At 30.0% G+C, this 18889-nt stretch carries 24 protein-coding genes; all 24 read left to right on the top strand.

Features of this window, described 5'->3' with window-relative positions; all coding sequences use genetic code 11:
* Positions 1-122: 122 nt before the first annotated feature.
* A complete protein-coding gene (locus MAEO_RS04920; RefSeq protein ID WP_011973689.1) occupies positions 123-2243 on the top strand; it encodes an ATP-dependent DNA helicase in 2121 nt (706 codons plus the stop codon).
* Positions 2244-2321: 78 nt separating this feature from the next.
* A complete protein-coding gene (locus MAEO_RS04915; RefSeq protein WP_011973688.1) occupies positions 2322-3305 on the top strand; it encodes a methanogenesis marker 12 protein in 984 nt (327 codons plus the stop codon).
* A 110-nt stretch (positions 3306-3415) separates the two neighbouring features.
* On the top strand, positions 3416-3823 hold the full coding sequence (locus tag MAEO_RS04910) for a CopG family ribbon-helix-helix protein (protein ID WP_011973687.1): 408 nt from the start codon (positions 3416-3418) through the stop codon (positions 3821-3823).
* 292 nt (positions 3824-4115) lie between these two features.
* Positions 4116-5504, top strand: coding sequence for a hypothetical protein (locus tag MAEO_RS08045; protein ID WP_011973686.1), 1389 nt, complete (start codon positions 4116-4118; stop codon positions 5502-5504).
* 17 nt (positions 5505-5521) lie between these two features.
* Positions 5522-6148 carry a hypothetical protein gene (locus MAEO_RS04900; protein WP_011973685.1) on the top strand — a complete coding sequence of 209 codons (627 nt, stop codon included), beginning with the start codon at positions 5522-5524 and terminating at the stop codon, positions 6146-6148.
* Positions 6149-6507: 359 nt separating this feature from the next.
* On the top strand, positions 6508-7074 hold the full coding sequence (locus MAEO_RS08040; protein WP_011973684.1) for a hypothetical protein: 567 nt from the start codon (positions 6508-6510) through the stop codon (positions 7072-7074).
* Positions 7075-7089: 15 nt separating this feature from the next.
* A complete protein-coding gene (locus tag MAEO_RS04890; RefSeq protein WP_011973683.1) occupies positions 7090-7737 on the top strand; it encodes a hypothetical protein in 648 nt (215 codons plus the stop codon).
* A gap of 55 nt (positions 7738-7792) precedes the next feature.
* Entirely contained in the window at positions 7793-8185 is a 393-nt protein-coding gene (locus MAEO_RS04885) for a hypothetical protein (RefSeq protein WP_011973682.1), read from the top strand.
* Positions 8186-8301: 116 nt separating this feature from the next.
* The gene (locus MAEO_RS04880) at positions 8302-9015 is read left to right on the top strand and encodes an ATP-binding protein (RefSeq protein ID WP_011973681.1); all 714 of its coding nucleotides are present in this window, start codon (positions 8302-8304) and stop codon (positions 9013-9015) included.
* Positions 9016-9295: 280 nt separating this feature from the next.
* Positions 9296-10951 (top strand): hydroxylamine reductase, encoded by a 1656-nt coding sequence (hcp, locus tag MAEO_RS04875; RefSeq protein ID WP_048062498.1) that lies wholly within the window; start codon positions 9296-9298, stop codon positions 10949-10951.
* A 102-nt stretch (positions 10952-11053) separates the two neighbouring features.
* On the top strand, positions 11054-11404 hold the full coding sequence (locus MAEO_RS04870) for a cupin domain-containing protein (RefSeq protein ID WP_011973679.1): 351 nt from the start codon (positions 11054-11056) through the stop codon (positions 11402-11404).
* A 63-nt stretch (positions 11405-11467) separates the two neighbouring features.
* Positions 11468-11659: an indolepyruvate ferredoxin oxidoreductase subunit alpha gene (locus tag MAEO_RS04865; RefSeq protein ID WP_011973678.1), complete on the top strand. Its 192-nt coding sequence runs from the start codon at positions 11468-11470 to the stop codon at positions 11657-11659.
* A 31-nt stretch (positions 11660-11690) separates the two neighbouring features.
* The gene (locus MAEO_RS04860; protein ID WP_011973677.1) at positions 11691-11909 is read left to right on the top strand and encodes a sulfurtransferase TusA family protein; all 219 of its coding nucleotides are present in this window, start codon (positions 11691-11693) and stop codon (positions 11907-11909) included.
* Between the two features lie 69 nt (positions 11910-11978).
* Positions 11979-12395: a DsrE/DsrF/DrsH-like family protein gene (locus MAEO_RS04855; RefSeq protein WP_011973676.1), complete on the top strand. Its 417-nt coding sequence runs from the start codon at positions 11979-11981 to the stop codon at positions 12393-12395.
* 4 nt (positions 12396-12399) lie between these two features.
* Complete coding sequence (gene tusB / locus MAEO_RS04850; protein WP_011973675.1) at positions 12400-12687, top strand: sulfurtransferase complex subunit TusB; 288 nt, start codon at positions 12400-12402, stop codon at positions 12685-12687.
* Positions 12688-12696: 9 nt separating this feature from the next.
* On the top strand, positions 12697-13053 hold the full coding sequence (locus MAEO_RS04845) for a DsrE/DsrF/TusD sulfur relay family protein (protein ID WP_011973674.1): 357 nt from the start codon (positions 12697-12699) through the stop codon (positions 13051-13053).
* Between the two features lie 4 nt (positions 13054-13057).
* Complete coding sequence (locus tag MAEO_RS04840) at positions 13058-13420, top strand: DsrE family protein (RefSeq protein WP_011973673.1); 363 nt, start codon at positions 13058-13060, stop codon at positions 13418-13420.
* An 8-nt stretch (positions 13421-13428) separates the two neighbouring features.
* Positions 13429-13776, top strand: coding sequence for a hypothetical protein (locus tag MAEO_RS04835; RefSeq protein WP_011973672.1), 348 nt, complete (start codon positions 13429-13431; stop codon positions 13774-13776).
* A gap of 111 nt (positions 13777-13887) precedes the next feature.
* Positions 13888-14643: a TatD family hydrolase gene (locus tag MAEO_RS04830; protein ID WP_011973671.1), complete on the top strand. Its 756-nt coding sequence runs from the start codon at positions 13888-13890 to the stop codon at positions 14641-14643.
* A 150-nt stretch (positions 14644-14793) separates the two neighbouring features.
* A complete protein-coding gene (locus MAEO_RS04825) occupies positions 14794-15387 on the top strand; it encodes a V4R domain-containing protein (protein WP_011973670.1) in 594 nt (197 codons plus the stop codon).
* Between the two features lie 216 nt (positions 15388-15603).
* Entirely contained in the window at positions 15604-16638 is a 1035-nt protein-coding gene (gene arsB / locus MAEO_RS04820; RefSeq protein ID WP_011973669.1) for an ACR3 family arsenite efflux transporter, read from the top strand.
* Positions 16639-16687: 49 nt separating this feature from the next.
* Positions 16688-17068, top strand: a complete 381-nt coding sequence (locus MAEO_RS04815) for an arsenate reductase ArsC (RefSeq protein ID WP_011973668.1) — start codon at positions 16688-16690, stop codon at positions 17066-17068.
* Between the two features lie 198 nt (positions 17069-17266).
* Entirely contained in the window at positions 17267-18067 is an 801-nt protein-coding gene (locus tag MAEO_RS04810; RefSeq protein ID WP_011973667.1) for a DUF166 domain-containing protein, read from the top strand.
* A gap of 55 nt (positions 18068-18122) precedes the next feature.
* Entirely contained in the window at positions 18123-18812 is a 690-nt protein-coding gene (locus MAEO_RS04805) for a 4Fe-4S binding protein (protein WP_011973666.1), read from the top strand.
* Positions 18813-18889 lie beyond the last annotated feature (77 nt).

Raw genomic sequence — 18889 nt, 5'->3', positions numbered from 1 at the left:
AATTTACTGCGTTTTTTTAATGATAATCACAGAAAACACATATATATTATATATTATAGCTCCGAACAAACTAAAACAACATACAGCAAATACAACACACTACATAATAAATTGGTGATTTAATGAACATAAAGGACAGGGATTTTTTAGAATTTAAAGAGTATTATTCCTCTAATTTTCCATATTATGAACCGCGACCACAACAAAAGAAAATGATGGAAAGCATATTTTACAGCATAGTCAATAAAAAAAATTTAGTTGTGGAAGCTCCAACGGGGGTTGGAAAAACTTTATCCTACTTATTACCTTCTTTATATTTTGCAAAACAGGGAAAAAGAGTAATGATATTAACGGAAACAATAGACCAACAGGAGCGAATTTTTGAGGATTTAAATTCTTTAAAACATAATTTAAAAGTATCTTTTATGATGGGAAAAGGGAATTTCTATTGTAAAGCTAAGGAGGATAAGGCAAATAGGCTGTATTGCCAATACAATAAAAAATGCTCCCATAGACCCAATAAAAAACCATATTGCAATTGTGGAACTAAAAAGGAGATTATAAAACTAAATGATGATGAGCCAAAATATTATTGTCCTTTTTGTATATGTGATTATCAAAAGGCAAAAATACAGGGGCTTGATGCCGATATTATAGTAATGAACAATAGCATATATTACTATATTAAAGATGAAATTGATGTAAAAAGAAATACTGATATAATAATCTGCGATGAAGCCCATAAATTAGAGGGAAGTATAAGAAATTCTGCAACAATATCCATAAATCCAGATAATGCCTTAAATAGATTAAGAATTATGGCATATAATTATGCTCCAAATACAATAAAAAAGTATATTAAAAGACTAAATGATGAATATGAACAATATGATGAGAATTACAATAGATTGGGATATTTTAATCAATCCTACAATGAGGAGTTTTGGAATATTATAAATAATTTCGTTTCAAAATATGCCGATATATCGGATTGTAAAAATACTTTAATATTTGACGGAGAAAGGATTACATCATTTGGGTTAAAAGAGGATGTTGCAATATTGGGAACTCTTCTTGATGGATACAACCAAATAATAAAAATTAAAAATAAAATAAATTTATTTGAGGAAAACAGGGAGCTCCGTAAAAAAGAGCTTGACTTTAAAATTGATAATAAGGCATTGGTGCCTATTGAGTTTCAATATATATTTGATAGAAGGGTATCCGATATGCCACTTATGGAGTTTTTGGATAGCATAAAGGATTTAAAAACCATAAATAGCAATTTTGTAATATATAAAAGCGGAAATAGTAATAATAATAATAATAATAATAATAATAGTAATAATAATAGTAATAATAATAGTGGCAGTAGAAGCAATAGTAATTTACTGTGTGAGCCTGTTGCCGTATCAAATTATCTTAAAAATCTATACAATGGAGCAACAGTTATTCACTGTTCCGCTACGCTGGGAAACTTAAAAATCCATGCACTTAAAACAGGTATGGGGAGCTCCCAAACATTAACTCTGGATAGTCCATTTTCAGAGCACAGAAGAAAAATAATTGCATTACGGGACGGAGAGGAAATGAAATATGATAGTAATAAGGAAAAAAAACGAAATAAGGCAAATAATAATATATTAAAATTGTTAAAATCTGCTAAATGTAATAGTTTGGTGCTTTTTAAAAGTTTTGAGGATTTAAATAGCTGTTATGCTCATTTATTAAACAACAACAATTTATTAAATCAAAAAATTTATATTTATGAGGCTGGAATGGACGGAAAAGAGGCAAAAGAATTAAAGGAAAAATTTGAAAGAAATGGGGGCATATTACTTGCAACGGGTAGATTTGCCGAGGGTGTCGATATTCCACGGGAGGCATTAACAATGGTAATTATAGATAGCCTTCCGTTCCCTGTTCCAACTCCATTAATTAACAGAGAGCAAAAAATGATAGAAGACGGATTAAAAAGAAAAAAAGTAAATAACGCAAATTGGACTGCCTTTTTAATGACTTCATTTCATATTATGTCAAGAACAATTATTCAAATGATAGGTAGATTAATTAGGACCGAGGAAGATTATGGTGTCGTAGTTATTCAAGATAAGCGATTTAATGATTGGGTTGCCGATAAAATGAAGGAGAGAGGATATTTAAAATATGACCATCTTTCTATGAATTTAAAAGATGCCGAGGAATTTATACCGCGATTTTTAAATGAATTTAGAAATAAATAATATATAATAAATATACAAATATTTAATAATAAAAATAATAAAAATTAACAATAATAAAAATAATATGGGTAATATTATATGATTACAGTAGGAATAGACCACGGAACATCGGGAATTAAAGTATGTATAAAAAACAATGATAAAACCATTACTACATACTTTAAAATGAGTAGAACAGAATTAAAAAATAAATCTTTTTTAGGAGAATTAAATAAATACGAAAATTTAAGAGACATCGATTTAATTGCTATGGGCTATTCAATGGGAGATGGTATAAATGAAATACTTCCAATAGAAAAGGTGGAAAATAGGGGAGTAATAAACATAGAGGGCGTAGGAGAAAAGGTCGGGGGAGGAACTAAAATGTACGATGAAATTAAAAATTCAAATATTCCCACAGTGGTAATTCCCGGACTTCATAAAAATATTGAATGTATTGATGCGAGATTTAGGGCTTTATACTCTCATATGGCTTCACCAGAAAAAATATCAATTGCCTACTGTGCCTACAAAACCTATGGATTTAATAACTTCATATTGTCCGATATTTCTTCAAATACCGTTAGTTTATTGATAAAGGATAAAAAATTATTTGGTGGATTTGATGCCTGTATCGGAGCTCCCGGGCTATTGCATGGGGCTATTGATTTAGAGATGATAAGAGATATAGATAGTAATAAAATTACGGCAAATGAAGCATTTTCAACAGCAGGAGTAATAAAAGTTGTTATTGATAAATATAAAGGAGTAGAAAACACCAAAGAGGAAATTTTAAAAAATTATAAAACAGATGAAAAATGTAAATTGGCAATTGATACATTAATATTAAGTGTTGCTATGGAAATTAATTCTTTAATGTTTTTAAATCCCGATAAAAACATCGTATTGGCAGGTTCAATTGCTACAACAAAAGAATATAATTTAGTGGATAAATTGAAGGAATATATTAAAGGAAATATTTATATTTTGGAGGGTGAAAGTGGAGCTCTCGGGGGGGCCCTGATTGCAGAGGACATTTTAAATGGTAAAAAAGATATTTTGGGTATACCAGTTAATATTTAATTTATTATTAATTAATTAGTTAATTAATAAATTATTATTTTGGGTAATTCTTCGGAGCTCCGAACAATCAATGTCTTGATACGATTATAATAAAATAAAGAGGTAAAACCATGGGTAATGTAGAAAGAATTAGTTTATCATTTCCGAAATTTCTTTTAAAAGAAATAGATGAAGTAGTTGAAAAGAAAGGATATTCAAGTAGAAGCGAACTAATAAGGGATGCCACAAGAAAGCATATTTTAGAAAGCAATCAGTTAGATAAAGATGGTAAGGTTAGTGGTATTATTGTGGTAGCATATACTCCGACAAAAAAGGCAATGGAAGATATGAGCAAGGCATATTTTGAACATAATGGCATAGTAAAATCAATAAATCAGTCCTATATTACTACATCCTGTGGAAAAAATAAAAAAGTAGAGATTTTTATTGTAGAGGGAAATTCAAAAGATGTTTCTAAATTTTATGATAAAGTGGATAAAATAGATGGAAAAATATATGATAAAGTGGTTATTTTTTAAATATATGTATTTTTATTAGATAAATAAATTATCGCTCATCATCTGTATATTCCAGTTGGTAATATTTATTATTCTCATGCATATGCATATTTACTATAATAATAGGAAATAAAAACATTATCGGAACTTGTTTCTAAGTGATAAACGGATAATGATTATTGATATTACTTTCAACCGATATACGAACATGAGCGTAAGTTATATATATACTTCTTTTTTGTTTATATTATTATATCATATATATTACATATCAAATTTAAGGGGTTATCAAATTTAAAGGGTGAACTCAACTATGTTAAAAAAATGCTTTACTATTCTATTGGCTATTCTTCTTTTAGCATCCCCAGTTAATGCATTCTTTTCTTTCGATTTTTCAATGTCTCAAAGTAGGGCAGTTGCAGGAGCAACAATTGCAACCGAGATAATTGCAGATACGATGGTTAGTAATTATATAGACGAAAACCATCCAGAATATTCAGGTGCATATACTGTTGTTTCTTTGATATTTGACCCCACGGGAAAGATAGTTAGTAAATTATCTTCAAAGGGATTAAAATATGCTAATGAAATATACGACTATTCTAAGAAAGCAGATAATGGAAAAGATATTGTAGATTCTAATGTTTTAAATAATATATTTGATAAGGATTTAATTGAAGAGTTAGCAGAGAAAAAAAGCAGAGGATATAATCCAAAAACAGTTGCAGATAATGTTGTTAATCTATTAGATGAAGGAGTTGAGCCAGAGAATATTAACAAGCTGTTTAAAGATGCTGTTAAAAATGATAAAAAACTTGGATGGATAGATAACAGAATATCTAAACTCAAAGATAAAAGAGTAGAAACAAGCACAATAAACAGCATCATCAAAAACAGCAACAAACCAAACGATGCTCTTAAAAAAGCAGTAGATGAAACAAATAAATTATCTAAGATGGGAATATCTAAAAGTTCTATTGCTAAAATAACTAAAAATGCTAATAATGTAAATGATTTAACAAAACAAAGAAAAATCATTGGAAATTTAAAGAAAAGGCATATTTCAGATGATGCTATAAATGAGTTAATAGAAAAAGGTTATGATTTAGAAAAAGCGAAAGATACTATTGTAGAATTGAGAAATAAAGGAGTTCCAGCGAAGATAATAGATGATTTGATTAAGAAAGAATATTCTTTAAAAGAAATATCTGCATTACAATACCTTAAAGGAAAAATTGATTTCAAAGATATAGAAAAACTCTCAAGTATAAAAAATCCTGACAATCCAAGTCAATATGTGTTGCAGAAGGTATTAAGAGATATTGCAAAAAATAACGAAAAGGCAAACGATATAGCATTTGAACTAAAAACAGCATCAAGATTAATAGATAAAGGAGAGAATGTTATTAAGTTTTCTATGAATCATAATAGGGAAGAAATAGATGCATTAACGGATAAGGCGGTGTATGAATGTAAAAATATAAAACCAAGTAAAAAAATAAGTGACAAAGATATAAGAGATTGGACAAATCAATTAAACAGAAAAATTGAAGCTACAGGTAAAACAGGAATACTTGTATTTCCAAAACACTCTAAAATTAGTGTAAAAAATGCAAAAGAGATATTTAAAAAATATAATATAGAAAAAGTCGCATTTGTTTCAGATAAAGAGATAATTGTAAAAAATATAGATGAATTATAAAAGTAATGGGTGATAACATGTCTTCAGACCTTTTAATTAATTTTTATACAAAAGAAAATCCTAAAAAATATGAAAAAATACTTAAAAATTATAAGAAAGAAATAAATGAAAAGTTGCCAAATATATATACGGGTTTGGGAATACGCACCACAATTGAAGGAACAATTGTAGAGAATATATTTGGAGAAGAATACTATATTGTTGGAGTTTTAACAGACTATAGTAAGTATTGTTCCTATTTCTATGAAGATGAGTATCCGATAGAAAAAGCAAAACAAATAGCAAAGCAAAATACTCAAATACTTATAGATACAGTTAAAAAAGTTATAGAACTTATTCAGCCAGAATTTGGATTTGGAGGTATTCATAATACAATAGAGGAGTATGAAATAAAGTTAGAAAAAAAGAAATATAAAAATCCAAAAGAATTCTTATCAGATATAACAGATAATTTTACAAAACTACCGTGGTTATTTGTGTATAAAGAAGATTTAGATATAAAAATTCCAGAGAAAGTAATATGGGACGAAACAGATATATTAACAGAGCCACAATTAATTGAAAAAATAGGGAAGTGTTATTTATATATCCTTAATACTAACTCAGTAGCTCCAGAAGTGGAAGAGGACGATGATTGGATATAAATCTTTTTAAAATCTTAATTCTATTTTTATCTAACATAACAAATAAATTACATTTTTTAATTAATCTATTTTTTTAAATCAAAGAGTCAGCAAAGAAAGAGAGTAAGGGATATAGTCCAAAAACAGTTGCAGATAATGCTGTTAATCTCTTAGATGAATGAGTTGAACCAGAGAATATTAACAAGCTGTTTAAAGATGCTGTTAAAAATGATAAAAAACTTGGATGGATAGATAACAGAATATCTAAACTCAAAGATAAAAGAGTAGAAACAAGCACAATAAACAGCATCATCAAAAACAGCAACAAACCAAACGATGCTCTTAAAAAAGCAGTAGATGAAACAAATAAATTATCTAAGATGGGAATATCTAAAAGTTCTATTGCTAAAATAACTAAAAATGCTAATAATGTAAATGATTTAACAAAGATAAGAAAGACAATAGGAGATTTAAAGAAAAGACATATTTCAGATGATGCTATAAATAAATATATAAATAAAGATATCGACTTAGAAAAACTAAATAATGCTTTAAGCAAACTTAGAAAAGTGGATGGATATAGTGAATTACTCAAAAGTATTAAAAATGGAAATACAGGAGCTCCGTATGAGGCAATGGTAGCTGCTGAAAAGTGTAATGTTAATGAGATTGTGGAGTTGTCTAAAAAATTAGATAAGAAGACCTATGGATATGAGACTGAAATAGATATTGAAACCACAAATAAGATTATTGAATGCAAAGGTAAAGATATTGTGAAAGATGGAAGCAGAAAATGGCAAAGATTTGTAGAACAACTAAGAAAATTAAGTGATTATTCAAAAACTCACGATAAAGAATTGATGTATTGTTTTAGAGAACAGCCAAATGATGATGTTATTAGAAAATTAAATGAATTTGGAGCTAAGTATGTAGTGTATAAACCATAATAAAATGGCGATATTATGACTATCGATTGTGTAGATTACATATTGAATAAACAAAAATGGAATAAACAGGATATTATCAAACTAATTAAATATATTGAGGATTTGGGGGCGGATTTAGAATTAGATGCTGTTTCTGTAGGAACGGATTGTATATATATTGATACTGATAACTTAAATAATGTGTGTGAATCGATTTCAAAATACAATACAGGACTGATTAGTAATTTTACAGTAGAAAATAGTAGTTTTGACCTATTAATCTCAAAAAATTCTTTCGAATTAACCTTTTTCTACACTTTATCGAGACAGCCAGTAAATTCAATAAATAAACTAATTAACCTTATAAAAAATCTTTACTTAAAAACAACGCCTTTAATGGTTTTATATTACGATGGAGAAGAATTAGAAGATGAATATATTCCCACTTACGAACAACTTATTAAAGAAGGAAAGCCAAAAATAATAACTGGCTTAACGATATTATCTCCAAAGATTGTTAAAAACATTGGGAAGGATAGGATTTTATCTGCACCAGTTTATAAAGTTGAAGAATTAGATGATGGAGGTCTTTTAATATTATTAGATGAAAATCCATTTAATCATAGTTTTTTAACTAATAAGGTTAAAGAAGTTTCTAAATATTTATTAGGAACAGAATTTTGACTATTTTTTTCTTTTTTATCTAGTATAATTTATATAATTAAATAAAATAATCCAAATGGAATATCTAAAAGTTCAAAGTTCTATATCTAAAATAACTAAAAACGCTAATAATGTAGATTATTTAACAAAGATAAGAAAGACAGTAGGAGATTTAAAGAAAAGACATATTTCAGATGATGTTATAAATAAACTAATAGAAAATGACTATGATTTAGAAAAGGCAAGAGATATATTTATAAACCTAAGAAATAAAGGAGCTCCTTCTAAGACAATGGATGATTTGATTAAAAAGGATATTTCATTAGATATTATTGAAAATTATGAAAAGATGGGCGTAAATTTGAATAAACTAAATTATACCTTGAATAAATTGAAAGGAGTTAAGAGAATTAAAATAATATTACTTTTTTTAATTATAGTAATACTAATTATATCAATTTATGCATAAAAAAGAACAATTTTTATAGCTTCTTTTGACATAAAACAGTCAAAAATCTTTTTATACTATTAAATACACTTTTAATATTGTGAAAGTTAGAAAATAAATTATATGGTAGTGATATTATGAAAATAACCAAATATAAAGTTGAAGTAATCCAGGACAAATGTATAGGATATGAGAAATGCGGGTTGTGTATTGACGCCTGCGAGGAAAATATCCTAATTCCTGACGAGGAGACGGGGAAGGTAAAGGTGAATAAGGATAAGGAAATCCACTGCGATGGAGTGGGCTCCTGTTTAGATGTGTGTCCTGTTGATGCCTTGAATATAATAAAAGAAGAAGTTGAGATAAAAGAGGATGAAAAGAAAGGTGGATGTGGTGGTAGTCATGCAGGTCATTCATGCCCGAGCTCCGTAGCAAAAACCTTTAACAGAGGGGCAAATATTGAAAGCGGAGCGGAGGGCGTAGAAGTAAATTCTGAATTAATGAACTGGCCTGTTCAGCTTCACCTTTTAAATCCTATGGCACCTTACTTCAAAGATGCCGAATTGGCAATAGTGGCAGATTGCGTTCCATTTGCCTATGCAAATTTTCACAAGAAATTCTTAAAGGGGAAAGTTTTGGCAATCGGATGTCCAAAATTAGACGATATTTCGGGATATTCTGAAAAAATAAGGACAATTGTTAAATTAAATGACATAAAAAAAGTAGATATAGTAATTATGAGTGTGCCTTGCTGTTCTGAAATGCGTAAAATAGTGCAGAAGGCATTAGAGGGACTTGATTGTGAAATAAATACATATATAATTTCATTGGATGGTAAATTAATAAAATAGTATAAATAATAGGATAAATATATTAATACAATAGGAATAATAGGGTAATAAAAATAATAAATATAATATTACTAATTATATCAAATTGATGGCCAATGGTATCAACAATAGATATAAGTAAAAAATGAAATATTATATTATTATAATTTAGGGTGAAATAATGAGTGATATACAACAAAAAGTAAAGTCAATTGTGGATAAAATAATAGGGAGTAATGTATCTAAGGATAAAGGCGTTTTAGCAGTAGAACCAGAAGTAGAAATTAAAAAAGGTGAAAAAATGGAATTATCTCCAAGATTAACAAAAATGTTCTGTTTCCAATGTCAAGAAACAGCAAGAAATACGGGATGTACCGTAGCGGGGGTATGTGGTAAAAAAGATAATGTAGCTAATCTCCAGGACCTTTTAATATATGTGGTAAAGGGATTGAGTGTAGTTAGGATAAACTTAGGGTACTCAAACGATGCAATAGATAAATACATAGTTGATGCATTATTTACTACCATTACAAATGCAAATTTCGACGACCAAGATATCATATCAAAAATAAAAGAAGGATTGGCACTTAGAGACCAAGCTACACCAACATGTTCATGTGGATGCAGTGTTGATTTGCCTGATTGTGTAACCTGGAAGCCAGAAAATGATGAGGAAATCATTGCAAAAGCTAACTCCTTAGATGTATCTGTTCAGGCAACAGAAAATGAAGATATAAGGTCTTTAAGAGAATTATTGACCTATGGAGTAAAAGGTATGAGTGCATATTTACATCATGCCATGGTATTGGGATACGATGATAAAGAATTGCATAAATTTATAAGAAAAGCTATGGCATCAACAGTTGATGACACACTTTCAGGAGATGACTTGACAGCTTTTGTTCTTGAATGTGGTAAATATGTTGTAGATACAATGGCTTTACTGGATAAAGCAAATACAGAAACATACGGACACCCAGAAATAACAGAGGTTGAAATAGGGGTAAGAAACAACCCAGCAATATTGATAAGTGGACATGATTTAAAAGACATGGAACAGTTGTTGGAGCAAACAAAAGGAACTGGTGTAGATGTATATACTCACAGTGAAATGTTGCCAGCTCATTATTACCCAGCATTTAAGAAATATGACCACTTTGTAGGAAACTATGGTGGCGCATGGCATACACAAAAAAGCGAGTTTGAATCATTCAATGGACCAATTGTAATGACAACAAATTGTATCGTTCCACCCGCAGAAAGCTATGTTGATAGAATATATACAACAGGAGTTGTAGGGTACCCCGGTTTAAAATATATTCCAGTTGATGAAAATGGAAACAAAGATTTCTCAGAAGTAATCGAAAAGGCTAAAAAATGTGCCCCACCAAAACAAATTGAAACTGGTAAGATAGTTGGAGGATTTGCTCACAACCAAGTATTTGCATTGGCGGATAAAGTTGTTGAAGCTGTGAAGTCTGGAGCAGTAAGAAAATTTGTTGTAATGGCTGGATGTGATGGAAGACATAATTCAAGAAATTATTACACAGAATTTGCTAAGGCACTTCCAGAGGATACAATTATATTAACAGCAGGATGTGCAAAATACAGATACAATAAATTGAATTTAGGGGATATTGGGGGAATTCCAAGAGTATTGGATGCAGGACAATGTAATGACTGTTATTCATTAGCTGTGATAGCCCTTAAATTGAAAGAAGTATTTGAATTAGAGGATATAAATGACTTACCAATAGCATATAATGTAGCATGGTATGAGCAAAAAGCTGTTGCTGTATTGTTGGCATTATTACACCTCGGTGTAAAGAATATATATTTAGGTCCAACGCTACCGGCATTTTTATCACCTAATGTAGCAAATGTTCTTGTAGAAAACTTTGGAATTGGAGCAATATCCACAGTTGATGAAGACATTGAAAAAATGATAAATCAGTAAGAATGAAATATTATTAAATATTAAATTCATTACACCTGAAAGCACACAGAATTACCTACGAAATTTATTTTTTTATTTTTATTTTTATTTTATGGTGATTTTATGATAGAAAAAACATACAATTTTACTACTGAATCGGATTCAAAGACCGTGGAAAAAATAGTTAATACCGACGATGTTCAAATTATCCATATGATATTTCCAAAAGGAGAAGGCACACCTAAGCACTTTACAAACTCAAAGGTTCATTTAATAGTTATAAAGGGAGAGATGACATTAACTCTGGAAGACCAAGAGCCAAAAGTATATCCTGCTGGAACAATAATTCATTTGCCGTTCAATACAAAGATGATTGCTCAAAATTTAACATGTGAGGTTCTTGAATTCTTTGTAATCAAAGCACCACATCCTTCAAAAATAGGCGGTCCAGAAGAACCCAATAAAGTTGAATAATAAAGTTGAAAAGTTGAATAATAACTAAATATATCGATGTAATTTATAATATGGTGATAATATATGGTAAGTGTAACTATTAACTATGACACATGCAAAGGAGCAAAAGAATGTGGAGAATGTGAAAAAAACTGCCCTATGGAAGTTTTTGAAGTTGATGGAGAAAAAGTTGTTGTAGCTCATGAAGATGAATGCACAGGCTGTGGAGTTTGTGAAGATGTATGTCCAACAGGGGCAGTAAAGGTTAAATTTTAACGATATTTAATACTAATTAAAAGGTGTAAATATGGCTACATTAGATGCGAGAGGATTACAATGTCCAATGCCCATTGTAGAGCTCGCTAAGAAAATGAAGGAGTTAAAGGAAGGGGAGATTTTAGAGCTCATAGCTGATGATGTTGGGGCAAAAGAAGATGTTCCAGCATGGTGTAATAGAACAGGAAATGAATTGGTTGAAATGACCGAAGAAAATGGGATTTTAGCCTTCAAAATTAAGAAAAAATAAAGTCTTAATATCTATTATTATTTTCTATTTTATTTTTTTATATTTTTTTATTTACTATTTGGTGGTATTATGGCCGATAAAATGGCACTTGTGGTTTCAGAAGGCACTTTTGATAAGGCAATGATGGCTTTTATTCTTGGAACCATAGGTGCATCCATGGGGATGGAGGTACATATTTTCTTTACATTTTTTGGACTTGAAGTATTAAAGAAGAATGCTAAGCCTAAACTTCCTGGAATATATAGATTATTTGGAAGTTTGGGGGTAAAGATGATGGAAAAGAAAATGAAAAAGCAGAATATTGGCGGATTTGAGGAATCTCGACAACAGACTATCGATTTAGGTGCTAAGCTTTATGCATGTAGCACTTCTATGAGTATAATGGGAGTAAAAGAAGAAGATTTAATTGATGGAGTGGAAATAGTTGGAGCCACAAAATTTATAGACCTTGCAATGGATGCAAAAGTTCAGCTTTTCATAGGGTGATTTAATGACACTATTTATTCTTTTAAAATCTCCTTTTGAGTGTAATGCCATTGAAGTAATGGAAAAATTAAAAGATGGTAACGATGGAGTTCTTCTTGCAGAAGATGGGATATACTATGCCACAACTTCAAACATGAGGAACAAACTTAGGGAGCTCCATTATAAAATATATGCAATGGAGAATGACGCACATGCAAGGGGGTTTGAAACTATTGAAGAAACGGAGCTCATTGATTACGATACAGCGGTGGATTTGATTATGGAAAAATATAACCAAGTGATTACTCTTTAAGGTGGGTTTATGAAAACATTAACTATTATTTTAAAATCTGGTGCCATGATGAATATGGACGGTAATTTTGCCGTAAAACTGGCAGAATCCGCATTAAAAAAAGGGCATAAAGTAAATATGTTTTTCTACGGTGAAGGAATCACTGCAATAATAGATAAACAAGCCCCAAAAAGATTCCCAAATCTTGGAACCACGATTAAAGAGTTAATGGATAAAGGTATGGTCGTGGCGGCATGTAGCACATGTGCAAATGCAAGGGGAATTTATGAGGAAAATGTAATTGAAGGATGTAAAATCGGAAGTTTAACCAACGACCTTTCAAAATATATAGCAGATAGTGATAGAGTAATTACACTTACAAGGTGAAATAATGGTTAAATCACTTATTACAATAATATTAAAGCCACCTTATGGAAGTGAAGATTCCTTCGCCGGCATGATGTTTGCACTGTCCCAAATTGCCAGCGGAATTATTGAAAAATCCGATGTCATTTTAATTCATGACGGGGTTTATAATGCTAAATCTGGGCAAAAACCAGAGGAATTGGGAATGCCTTCAATTGTGGATGTGATAAATAATTTAAGTGCTTTTGGATGCAAAATATATTGTATTGAGGAGTGTTTAAAGGAAAGGGAAATAGAAACCGACGACATACTGGATGATGTTGAGGTAGTGAGATATATGGAATTAAAAAATATTTTAAACGAATATGAAGATGTAATTACCTTTTAGGTGAAATAATGGAACATTTAAAAGAAAATGTAGTAAAAATAATATCAAATAAAATGAAACTATCAATAATTGCCAAATTATGTTCGATTGAACAATACAATAATGAATTGTTAAATGATTTTTCAAAGGTTCAGATGGAGGATGCGGAGCTCCTGTATGAAAAATATATAATATACTACAATGAGAAACCTACAATAAACATAAACAACGATGGCGATATTGTAGAAGTTTTAAACGAAACTATAGATATGGAAAAGCAGTTTGCAAAAAAGATAGGCGCAAACTTTGGAATTAGGCAGGCAACAATCCACTGCCTTGCAGATGATGAGAAGTTTTATTATTATTTAACTAAATAATTTATTTTTTAGTTTTTATATGTATTTCTTACATTTTAATTAAATTATTTTCATTAAGTTTTTATTTTAAAAATCCTATTTAATCATGTTTAAATTATTTAAGGTGATTTTATGATAGATGCCCATACTCATTTGGATGTAAGAAGTTTTGAGGATTTAGAGAAAATGGCATTATGTGGAATTGAAACAATAATTACCTGTGCCCATGACCCATATAAAATGAGCGTTCCAGAAGTTTGTTTAGACCATTGGGATAGGTTGATTAACTTAGAGACTAAAAGAGGAAAAATGGCAGGAGTTGATGTTAAGGTTGCAGTGGGGGCTCATCCTATGGGATATCCTAAAAACTGGGAGCTCCTTATAAAAAAACTTCCAGAGTTTTTAGATATTGAAAATGTTGTAGCTATTGGGGAAACTGGACTACATTATTTAACCGATGATGAGAAAAACCTTTTAAAAGAGCAGTTGTATTTAGCAAAGGATTACAACATGCCGATAATTGTTCATACTCCTGAAAAGAATAAGAAAGAGGCATTAATTGAAATTTTAAAAATTTTGGATGAAGTGAAAATAAAGGATGATTTAGTAATGATTGACCACATCAATAAGGATACTGTGGATTTAATAGATAGGGATGTTTATATTGGTTTAACAGTGCAACAACCTATGAAAATAAGCCCTATGGAAGCATCGGAAATAATAAAAAATTATAATAAAAAATTCATCCTAAGCAGTGATTTGGGTAGTTTAAAGGCGGATATTTATGCCTTGCCGAGAACAAAATTATATATGCAAAAAATTGGAGTTGAAGATGATAAAATAGGGAGCTCCACATATAAAAATGCAAAGGAATTTTACAGATTATAAATAATATTATTTTCTTTAATTTATTAACTCTTCATTATTCCGTTTTTCGTCTCTTTTTCAGCGTATTTTACCGTTATTCGCACCATTATCATTATATGTAAGTTGTATGTAATAAATATAAATATATAAAAAAGTATTTGAAGAGATAACATGAAAATGGAGTTAAAAACAAAAAATATGGAGGACTTCCTTACAATATTGGGGAAGAATGATGATGACGCGACACAGGGAGGAGGTATTTATCTTTCAAATGATGATGAGCTCATAAAGGAAACTGTTGAGCATTTAAAAAAGGGATATGACAAAGAAAAATACACATTTATTGAAAGCAAATATACAAATAGAAATATTAAAGAATATGTCCCATTGGAAATATTACGACTTATGATTATGATTATGATGAAAAAAATTAAAGAGTTAAACTCTGAAATTACATTATACGATATTGGATATGAGTTTGGACGGCATATTAATCCAAAAAATTATATGGAATTGAAAAAATTTTTCAGAAAAAATAACTTGGGAGTATTGAAAATTGAAAGTAAAAATCCCGTTATTATAAAAGTAAATGACTGTGCATTGTGCGATGGTTTGAAATCCAATGAATCCATATGTTATTTTGATGCGGGAGTCCTTGCTGGTGCCTATGAATGCATACTAAATAAAACTGTGGTGGTGGATGAAATAAGATGCATGGCACAGGGAGCAGACGCCTGCTATTTTAAAATAGAACCAGTTAAATAATAGAATAATATATATTATTAAATTAATTTATAGTTAATCTACTAAAATTATATCTTATTTTTTTAAAAATAATGGTCAAAAATGTTTTACGGGTTGTAGATATACTCCCATTTAATTTATAAATTTAGATATTTTTAAAATATATTTCAATTTATTAATTAATCGAAAAGTATAAATATAATAATATCTACATTTTTTTTAAAATGTGGTGATAATATGGGTAAAAAAGGACTAGGGTTTTTTGAAAAGTATCTTTCAATATGGGTGGCATTGTGTATAATCGCAGGGATTCTAATAGGCAATTATTTGTCAATAATTCCTCAAACACTCTCAAAATTTACGATAGCCAATGTTAACATTCCGATAGCAGTATTAATATGGGCAATGATTTATCCAATGATGGTAAAGATTGATTTTAGGGCTGTGGAGATGGTAAAAAAGAATTATATTAAAGGAATGACGATAACCTGGGCCATAAATTGGTTAATAAAACCATTCACAATGTATATATTTGCGTCATTATTTTTAATAACGATTTTTTCAAAATTTGGTTTTATTCCATTGGAATTGGCTAAGGAATATGTTGCTGGGGCAATACTTTTGGGAGTGGCACCATGTACTGCCATGGTGTTTGTTTGGAGTTATCTGACTGATGGGGACCCTTTATATACATTAGTGCAGGTAGCCACAAATGATTTAATAATACTCATTGCATTTGTCCCAATAGTTGGGTTTTTAATGGGAATAAGCAACATTCCTATTCCTTATGATACATTGTTTCTTTCAGTATTCCTGTATGTAGTTATACCGTTGATTTTTGGATATCTATCAAGGAAGTACTTACTGGCACATAAGGGACAAAAATGGTTTGAAAAAACATTTATACCAAGTTTAAACAAGGCTTCAATATTAAGCTTATTGATGACTTTGATGCTTTTATTCTCATTCCAGGGGGGAATAATATTAACCAATCCTTTGTATATATTGTTGATATCTATACCTTTAATAATACAAACATTCTTTGTATTTGGTTTGGCATATTACTGGACAAAAAAGTGGAATTTACCGCACAATATCTCTGCTCCATCAGCACTTATTGGAGCTAGTAACTTCTTTGAGCTTGCAGTTGCAGTTGCGATAACATTATTTGGGCTCAACAGTGGAGCTGCACTTGCAACGGTTGTTGGTGTTCTTGTAGAGGTTCCGTTAATGTTAACACTTGTCTGGATTGCAAATAAGACAAAATGGTAAAAAATATTATTTATATTATTTTGGTGCCATTTGGCTCCGGAGGTAAAATATGAAGGTTCTGTTTGTTTGCATACACAATAAAAGGAGAAGTATAATGGCAGAAGCATTTGGAAATAAATATGGACTAAATGCATATAGTGCAGGGTTAGAAAAAACCGATGTTGTTGATGAAAAAGTTATTGAAGTTTTAAATGAAAAAAATTTAAACGCAAAACAAAAGCCTCAAACAATAAACGAGGTTGTTAGAGAGGTTGGAAATTTTGATGTTGTTGTTACAATGGGATGTTTAGGTGCCTGCCCTTTTGTTCCAGCTAAAAAACACATCGCATGGAATATTGAAGACCCAGCAGATAAAGACATTGAATTTTATAGGAATGTAAGAGATGAGATTGAGGGCAAGGTAAGGGAGCTCGCCAACAATTTAAAATAATCCAAAAATTTAATAAAAACAATAAGAATAATAAAAATTACAAATTTTTTAATAAAAATTATGTCCTATTTTTTAAAACGGTAGTCAAAAATGTTTTTATGTATTGAACGCTCATTAAAATATATAAAATAACTTTTTTAAAGTGATTTGAGCTAAATCCTGTGGGTTTTGTAGCTCACTCACTTGTTAGGTGATATTATGAAAGCTACATTTATATACCACAAAGGAAACCAGAGAATGGAGAAATTTTATAAAAATCTACTGAATGAACCAGATTTTTGTAGAATCTGTGAGGATTGTTATAACTGTCGAGGGGATTGGTCGTATAAAGACGATGTAAAGGCTGTGGTTTTGGACGCTATTGATGATGATGAATTTATAGAGGATGCTTCCGATTACATACCGGAGCTCCCGGAGGGTGATGTGGCAGTTGCCCAACTTCATGAGGATTTATTGTATGAGCTCCCAAACATGCTTGCGGAAAAAAATTACAAATTGTTAATTGTGCCATCAGAAACACCATCTGATTTATCAATAGCTATGAGAAACAGCTTAAAAGAAATGTGTGAAAAGAATGGAATGGATTTTGAAAATCCAAAGCCATTTTGTGCTTTAAAAAAGAGACATAATAGAAAAGTTTTAAATGAGTTTATAAATTACTTTAAAATAGGATTTCCACAGGTTGAAATTAAATCATCAGATGGACATAAAATAGACGACGATGTTAAGGTGATTATATCGGCACCATGTGGTGAAACTCACTATATGTCCAAAAGGATTAAAGGAAAAATCATAAACGAATTAAAGGACAAGATAGCAAACGCTCACCACAACTACCCATGTTTGGGAAGTATGGAATATGATAAGGAGCTGGAAGATACCATGCTTCACGAAGCAGGATATATTGCATTAGATGCCGTAAAGAAAGCACTTTTGCCATACAAATGTAAAAATAAATTTTGCGGTAGATGTGGGATTTTCGGGCAGAGCTCCTTATAATAAATTTTTTTATAATAAATTCCTCTAACATTTCAAATATATTTTTGGTGAAACTATGGATAAGCTCCAAATATTAAGAAAAATATCTCAAACAGCATTTTTTATAAAATTTATTCTATCGGGCAGTTTCTTTTTAATTTTTATAGGAATTGTAAATACATTCATTACTACGGGAACTATTGGAAAAAATTATATAGTTATATCCATAGTAGTGCTTGTCTTAACACTGATTTTTGGAAGAGTATTTTGTAGCTGGTGGTGTCCATGGGGATTTCTATTCGAGCTCGGCTATATGCTGAGGGTTAAATTGTTTAAGTTAAAAAAACTTCCGGAGCTCCCAGAAAACATCCACAATAAATTAATATATTTAAAATATGTGGTGTTGTTTTTATTTGTAATATTTATTTATATTCGATTAAGTCCGTATAATGCCTATTTACCGGAATTGGGAATATCGGGAAATATAATTTCATTGGCAGTATTGGTGGCATTTACAATAGTTTCATTTTTTATTCCGCGAGCTTTCTGTAAATATATATGTCCTGTTGGGGCATTTTTATCGATACTTTCAATAAAATCTCTGTTTAAATTAAAACTAAATGATAAATGTGTAAAATGTAGGTTGTGCGAAAGGAAATGCCCAATGCAAATAAAGCTAACTAAAAATATCGACCAAAAGGATTGTATTCGATGTTTTGAGTGTAAAAGTGTTTGTAGAAAAGATGGTATAGAGTTTAAACCTTAAACAAGTTATATGGTAGTTGCAATATATGTAGTTTTATTATCTTATTAAATTACTATTTTATTTTTTATATTATTTAA

The organism is Methanococcus aeolicus Nankai-3 (assembly GCF_000017185.1).
Classification (GTDB): Archaea; AGJL01; Methanococci; order Methanococcales; family Methanococcaceae; genus Methanofervidicoccus; species Methanofervidicoccus aeolicus.
This window is presented reverse-complemented; position numbering and strand designations above follow the sequence as displayed.

Coding starts and splice junctions, on each gene's coding strand:
- MAEO_RS04920 (WP_011973689.1), top strand. CDS start 123: ATGAACATAAAGGACAGGGATTTTTTAGAATTTAAAGAGTATTATTCC.
- MAEO_RS04915 (WP_011973688.1), top strand. CDS start 2,322: ATGATTACAGTAGGAATAGACCACGGAACATCGGGAATTAAAGTATGT.
- MAEO_RS04910 (WP_011973687.1), top strand. CDS start 3,416: ATGGGTAATGTAGAAAGAATTAGTTTATCATTTCCGAAATTTCTTTTA.
- MAEO_RS08045 (WP_011973686.1), top strand. CDS start 4,116: ATGTTAAAAAAATGCTTTACTATTCTATTGGCTATTCTTCTTTTAGCA.
- MAEO_RS04900 (WP_011973685.1), top strand. CDS start 5,522: ATGTCTTCAGACCTTTTAATTAATTTTTATACAAAAGAAAATCCTAAA.
- MAEO_RS08040 (WP_011973684.1), top strand. CDS start 6,508: ATGGGAATATCTAAAAGTTCTATTGCTAAAATAACTAAAAATGCTAAT.
- MAEO_RS04890 (WP_011973683.1), top strand. CDS start 7,090: ATGACTATCGATTGTGTAGATTACATATTGAATAAACAAAAATGGAAT.
- MAEO_RS04885 (WP_011973682.1), top strand. CDS start 7,793: ATGGAATATCTAAAAGTTCAAAGTTCTATATCTAAAATAACTAAAAAC.
- MAEO_RS04880 (WP_011973681.1), top strand. CDS start 8,302: ATGAAAATAACCAAATATAAAGTTGAAGTAATCCAGGACAAATGTATA.
- hcp (WP_048062498.1), top strand. CDS start 9,296: ATGGAATTATCTCCAAGATTAACAAAAATGTTCTGTTTCCAATGTCAA.
- MAEO_RS04870 (WP_011973679.1), top strand. CDS start 11,054: ATGATAGAAAAAACATACAATTTTACTACTGAATCGGATTCAAAGACC.
- MAEO_RS04865 (WP_011973678.1), top strand. CDS start 11,468: ATGGTAAGTGTAACTATTAACTATGACACATGCAAAGGAGCAAAAGAA.
- MAEO_RS04860 (WP_011973677.1), top strand. CDS start 11,691: ATGGCTACATTAGATGCGAGAGGATTACAATGTCCAATGCCCATTGTA.
- MAEO_RS04855 (WP_011973676.1), top strand. CDS start 11,979: ATGGCCGATAAAATGGCACTTGTGGTTTCAGAAGGCACTTTTGATAAG.
- tusB (WP_011973675.1), top strand. CDS start 12,400: ATGACACTATTTATTCTTTTAAAATCTCCTTTTGAGTGTAATGCCATT.
- MAEO_RS04845 (WP_011973674.1), top strand. CDS start 12,697: ATGAAAACATTAACTATTATTTTAAAATCTGGTGCCATGATGAATATG.
- MAEO_RS04840 (WP_011973673.1), top strand. CDS start 13,058: ATGGTTAAATCACTTATTACAATAATATTAAAGCCACCTTATGGAAGT.
- MAEO_RS04835 (WP_011973672.1), top strand. CDS start 13,429: ATGGAACATTTAAAAGAAAATGTAGTAAAAATAATATCAAATAAAATG.
- MAEO_RS04830 (WP_011973671.1), top strand. CDS start 13,888: ATGATAGATGCCCATACTCATTTGGATGTAAGAAGTTTTGAGGATTTA.
- MAEO_RS04825 (WP_011973670.1), top strand. CDS start 14,794: ATGAAAATGGAGTTAAAAACAAAAAATATGGAGGACTTCCTTACAATA.
- arsB (WP_011973669.1), top strand. CDS start 15,604: ATGGGTAAAAAAGGACTAGGGTTTTTTGAAAAGTATCTTTCAATATGG.
- MAEO_RS04815 (WP_011973668.1), top strand. CDS start 16,688: ATGAAGGTTCTGTTTGTTTGCATACACAATAAAAGGAGAAGTATAATG.
- MAEO_RS04810 (WP_011973667.1), top strand. CDS start 17,267: ATGAAAGCTACATTTATATACCACAAAGGAAACCAGAGAATGGAGAAA.
- MAEO_RS04805 (WP_011973666.1), top strand. CDS start 18,123: ATGGATAAGCTCCAAATATTAAGAAAAATATCTCAAACAGCATTTTTT.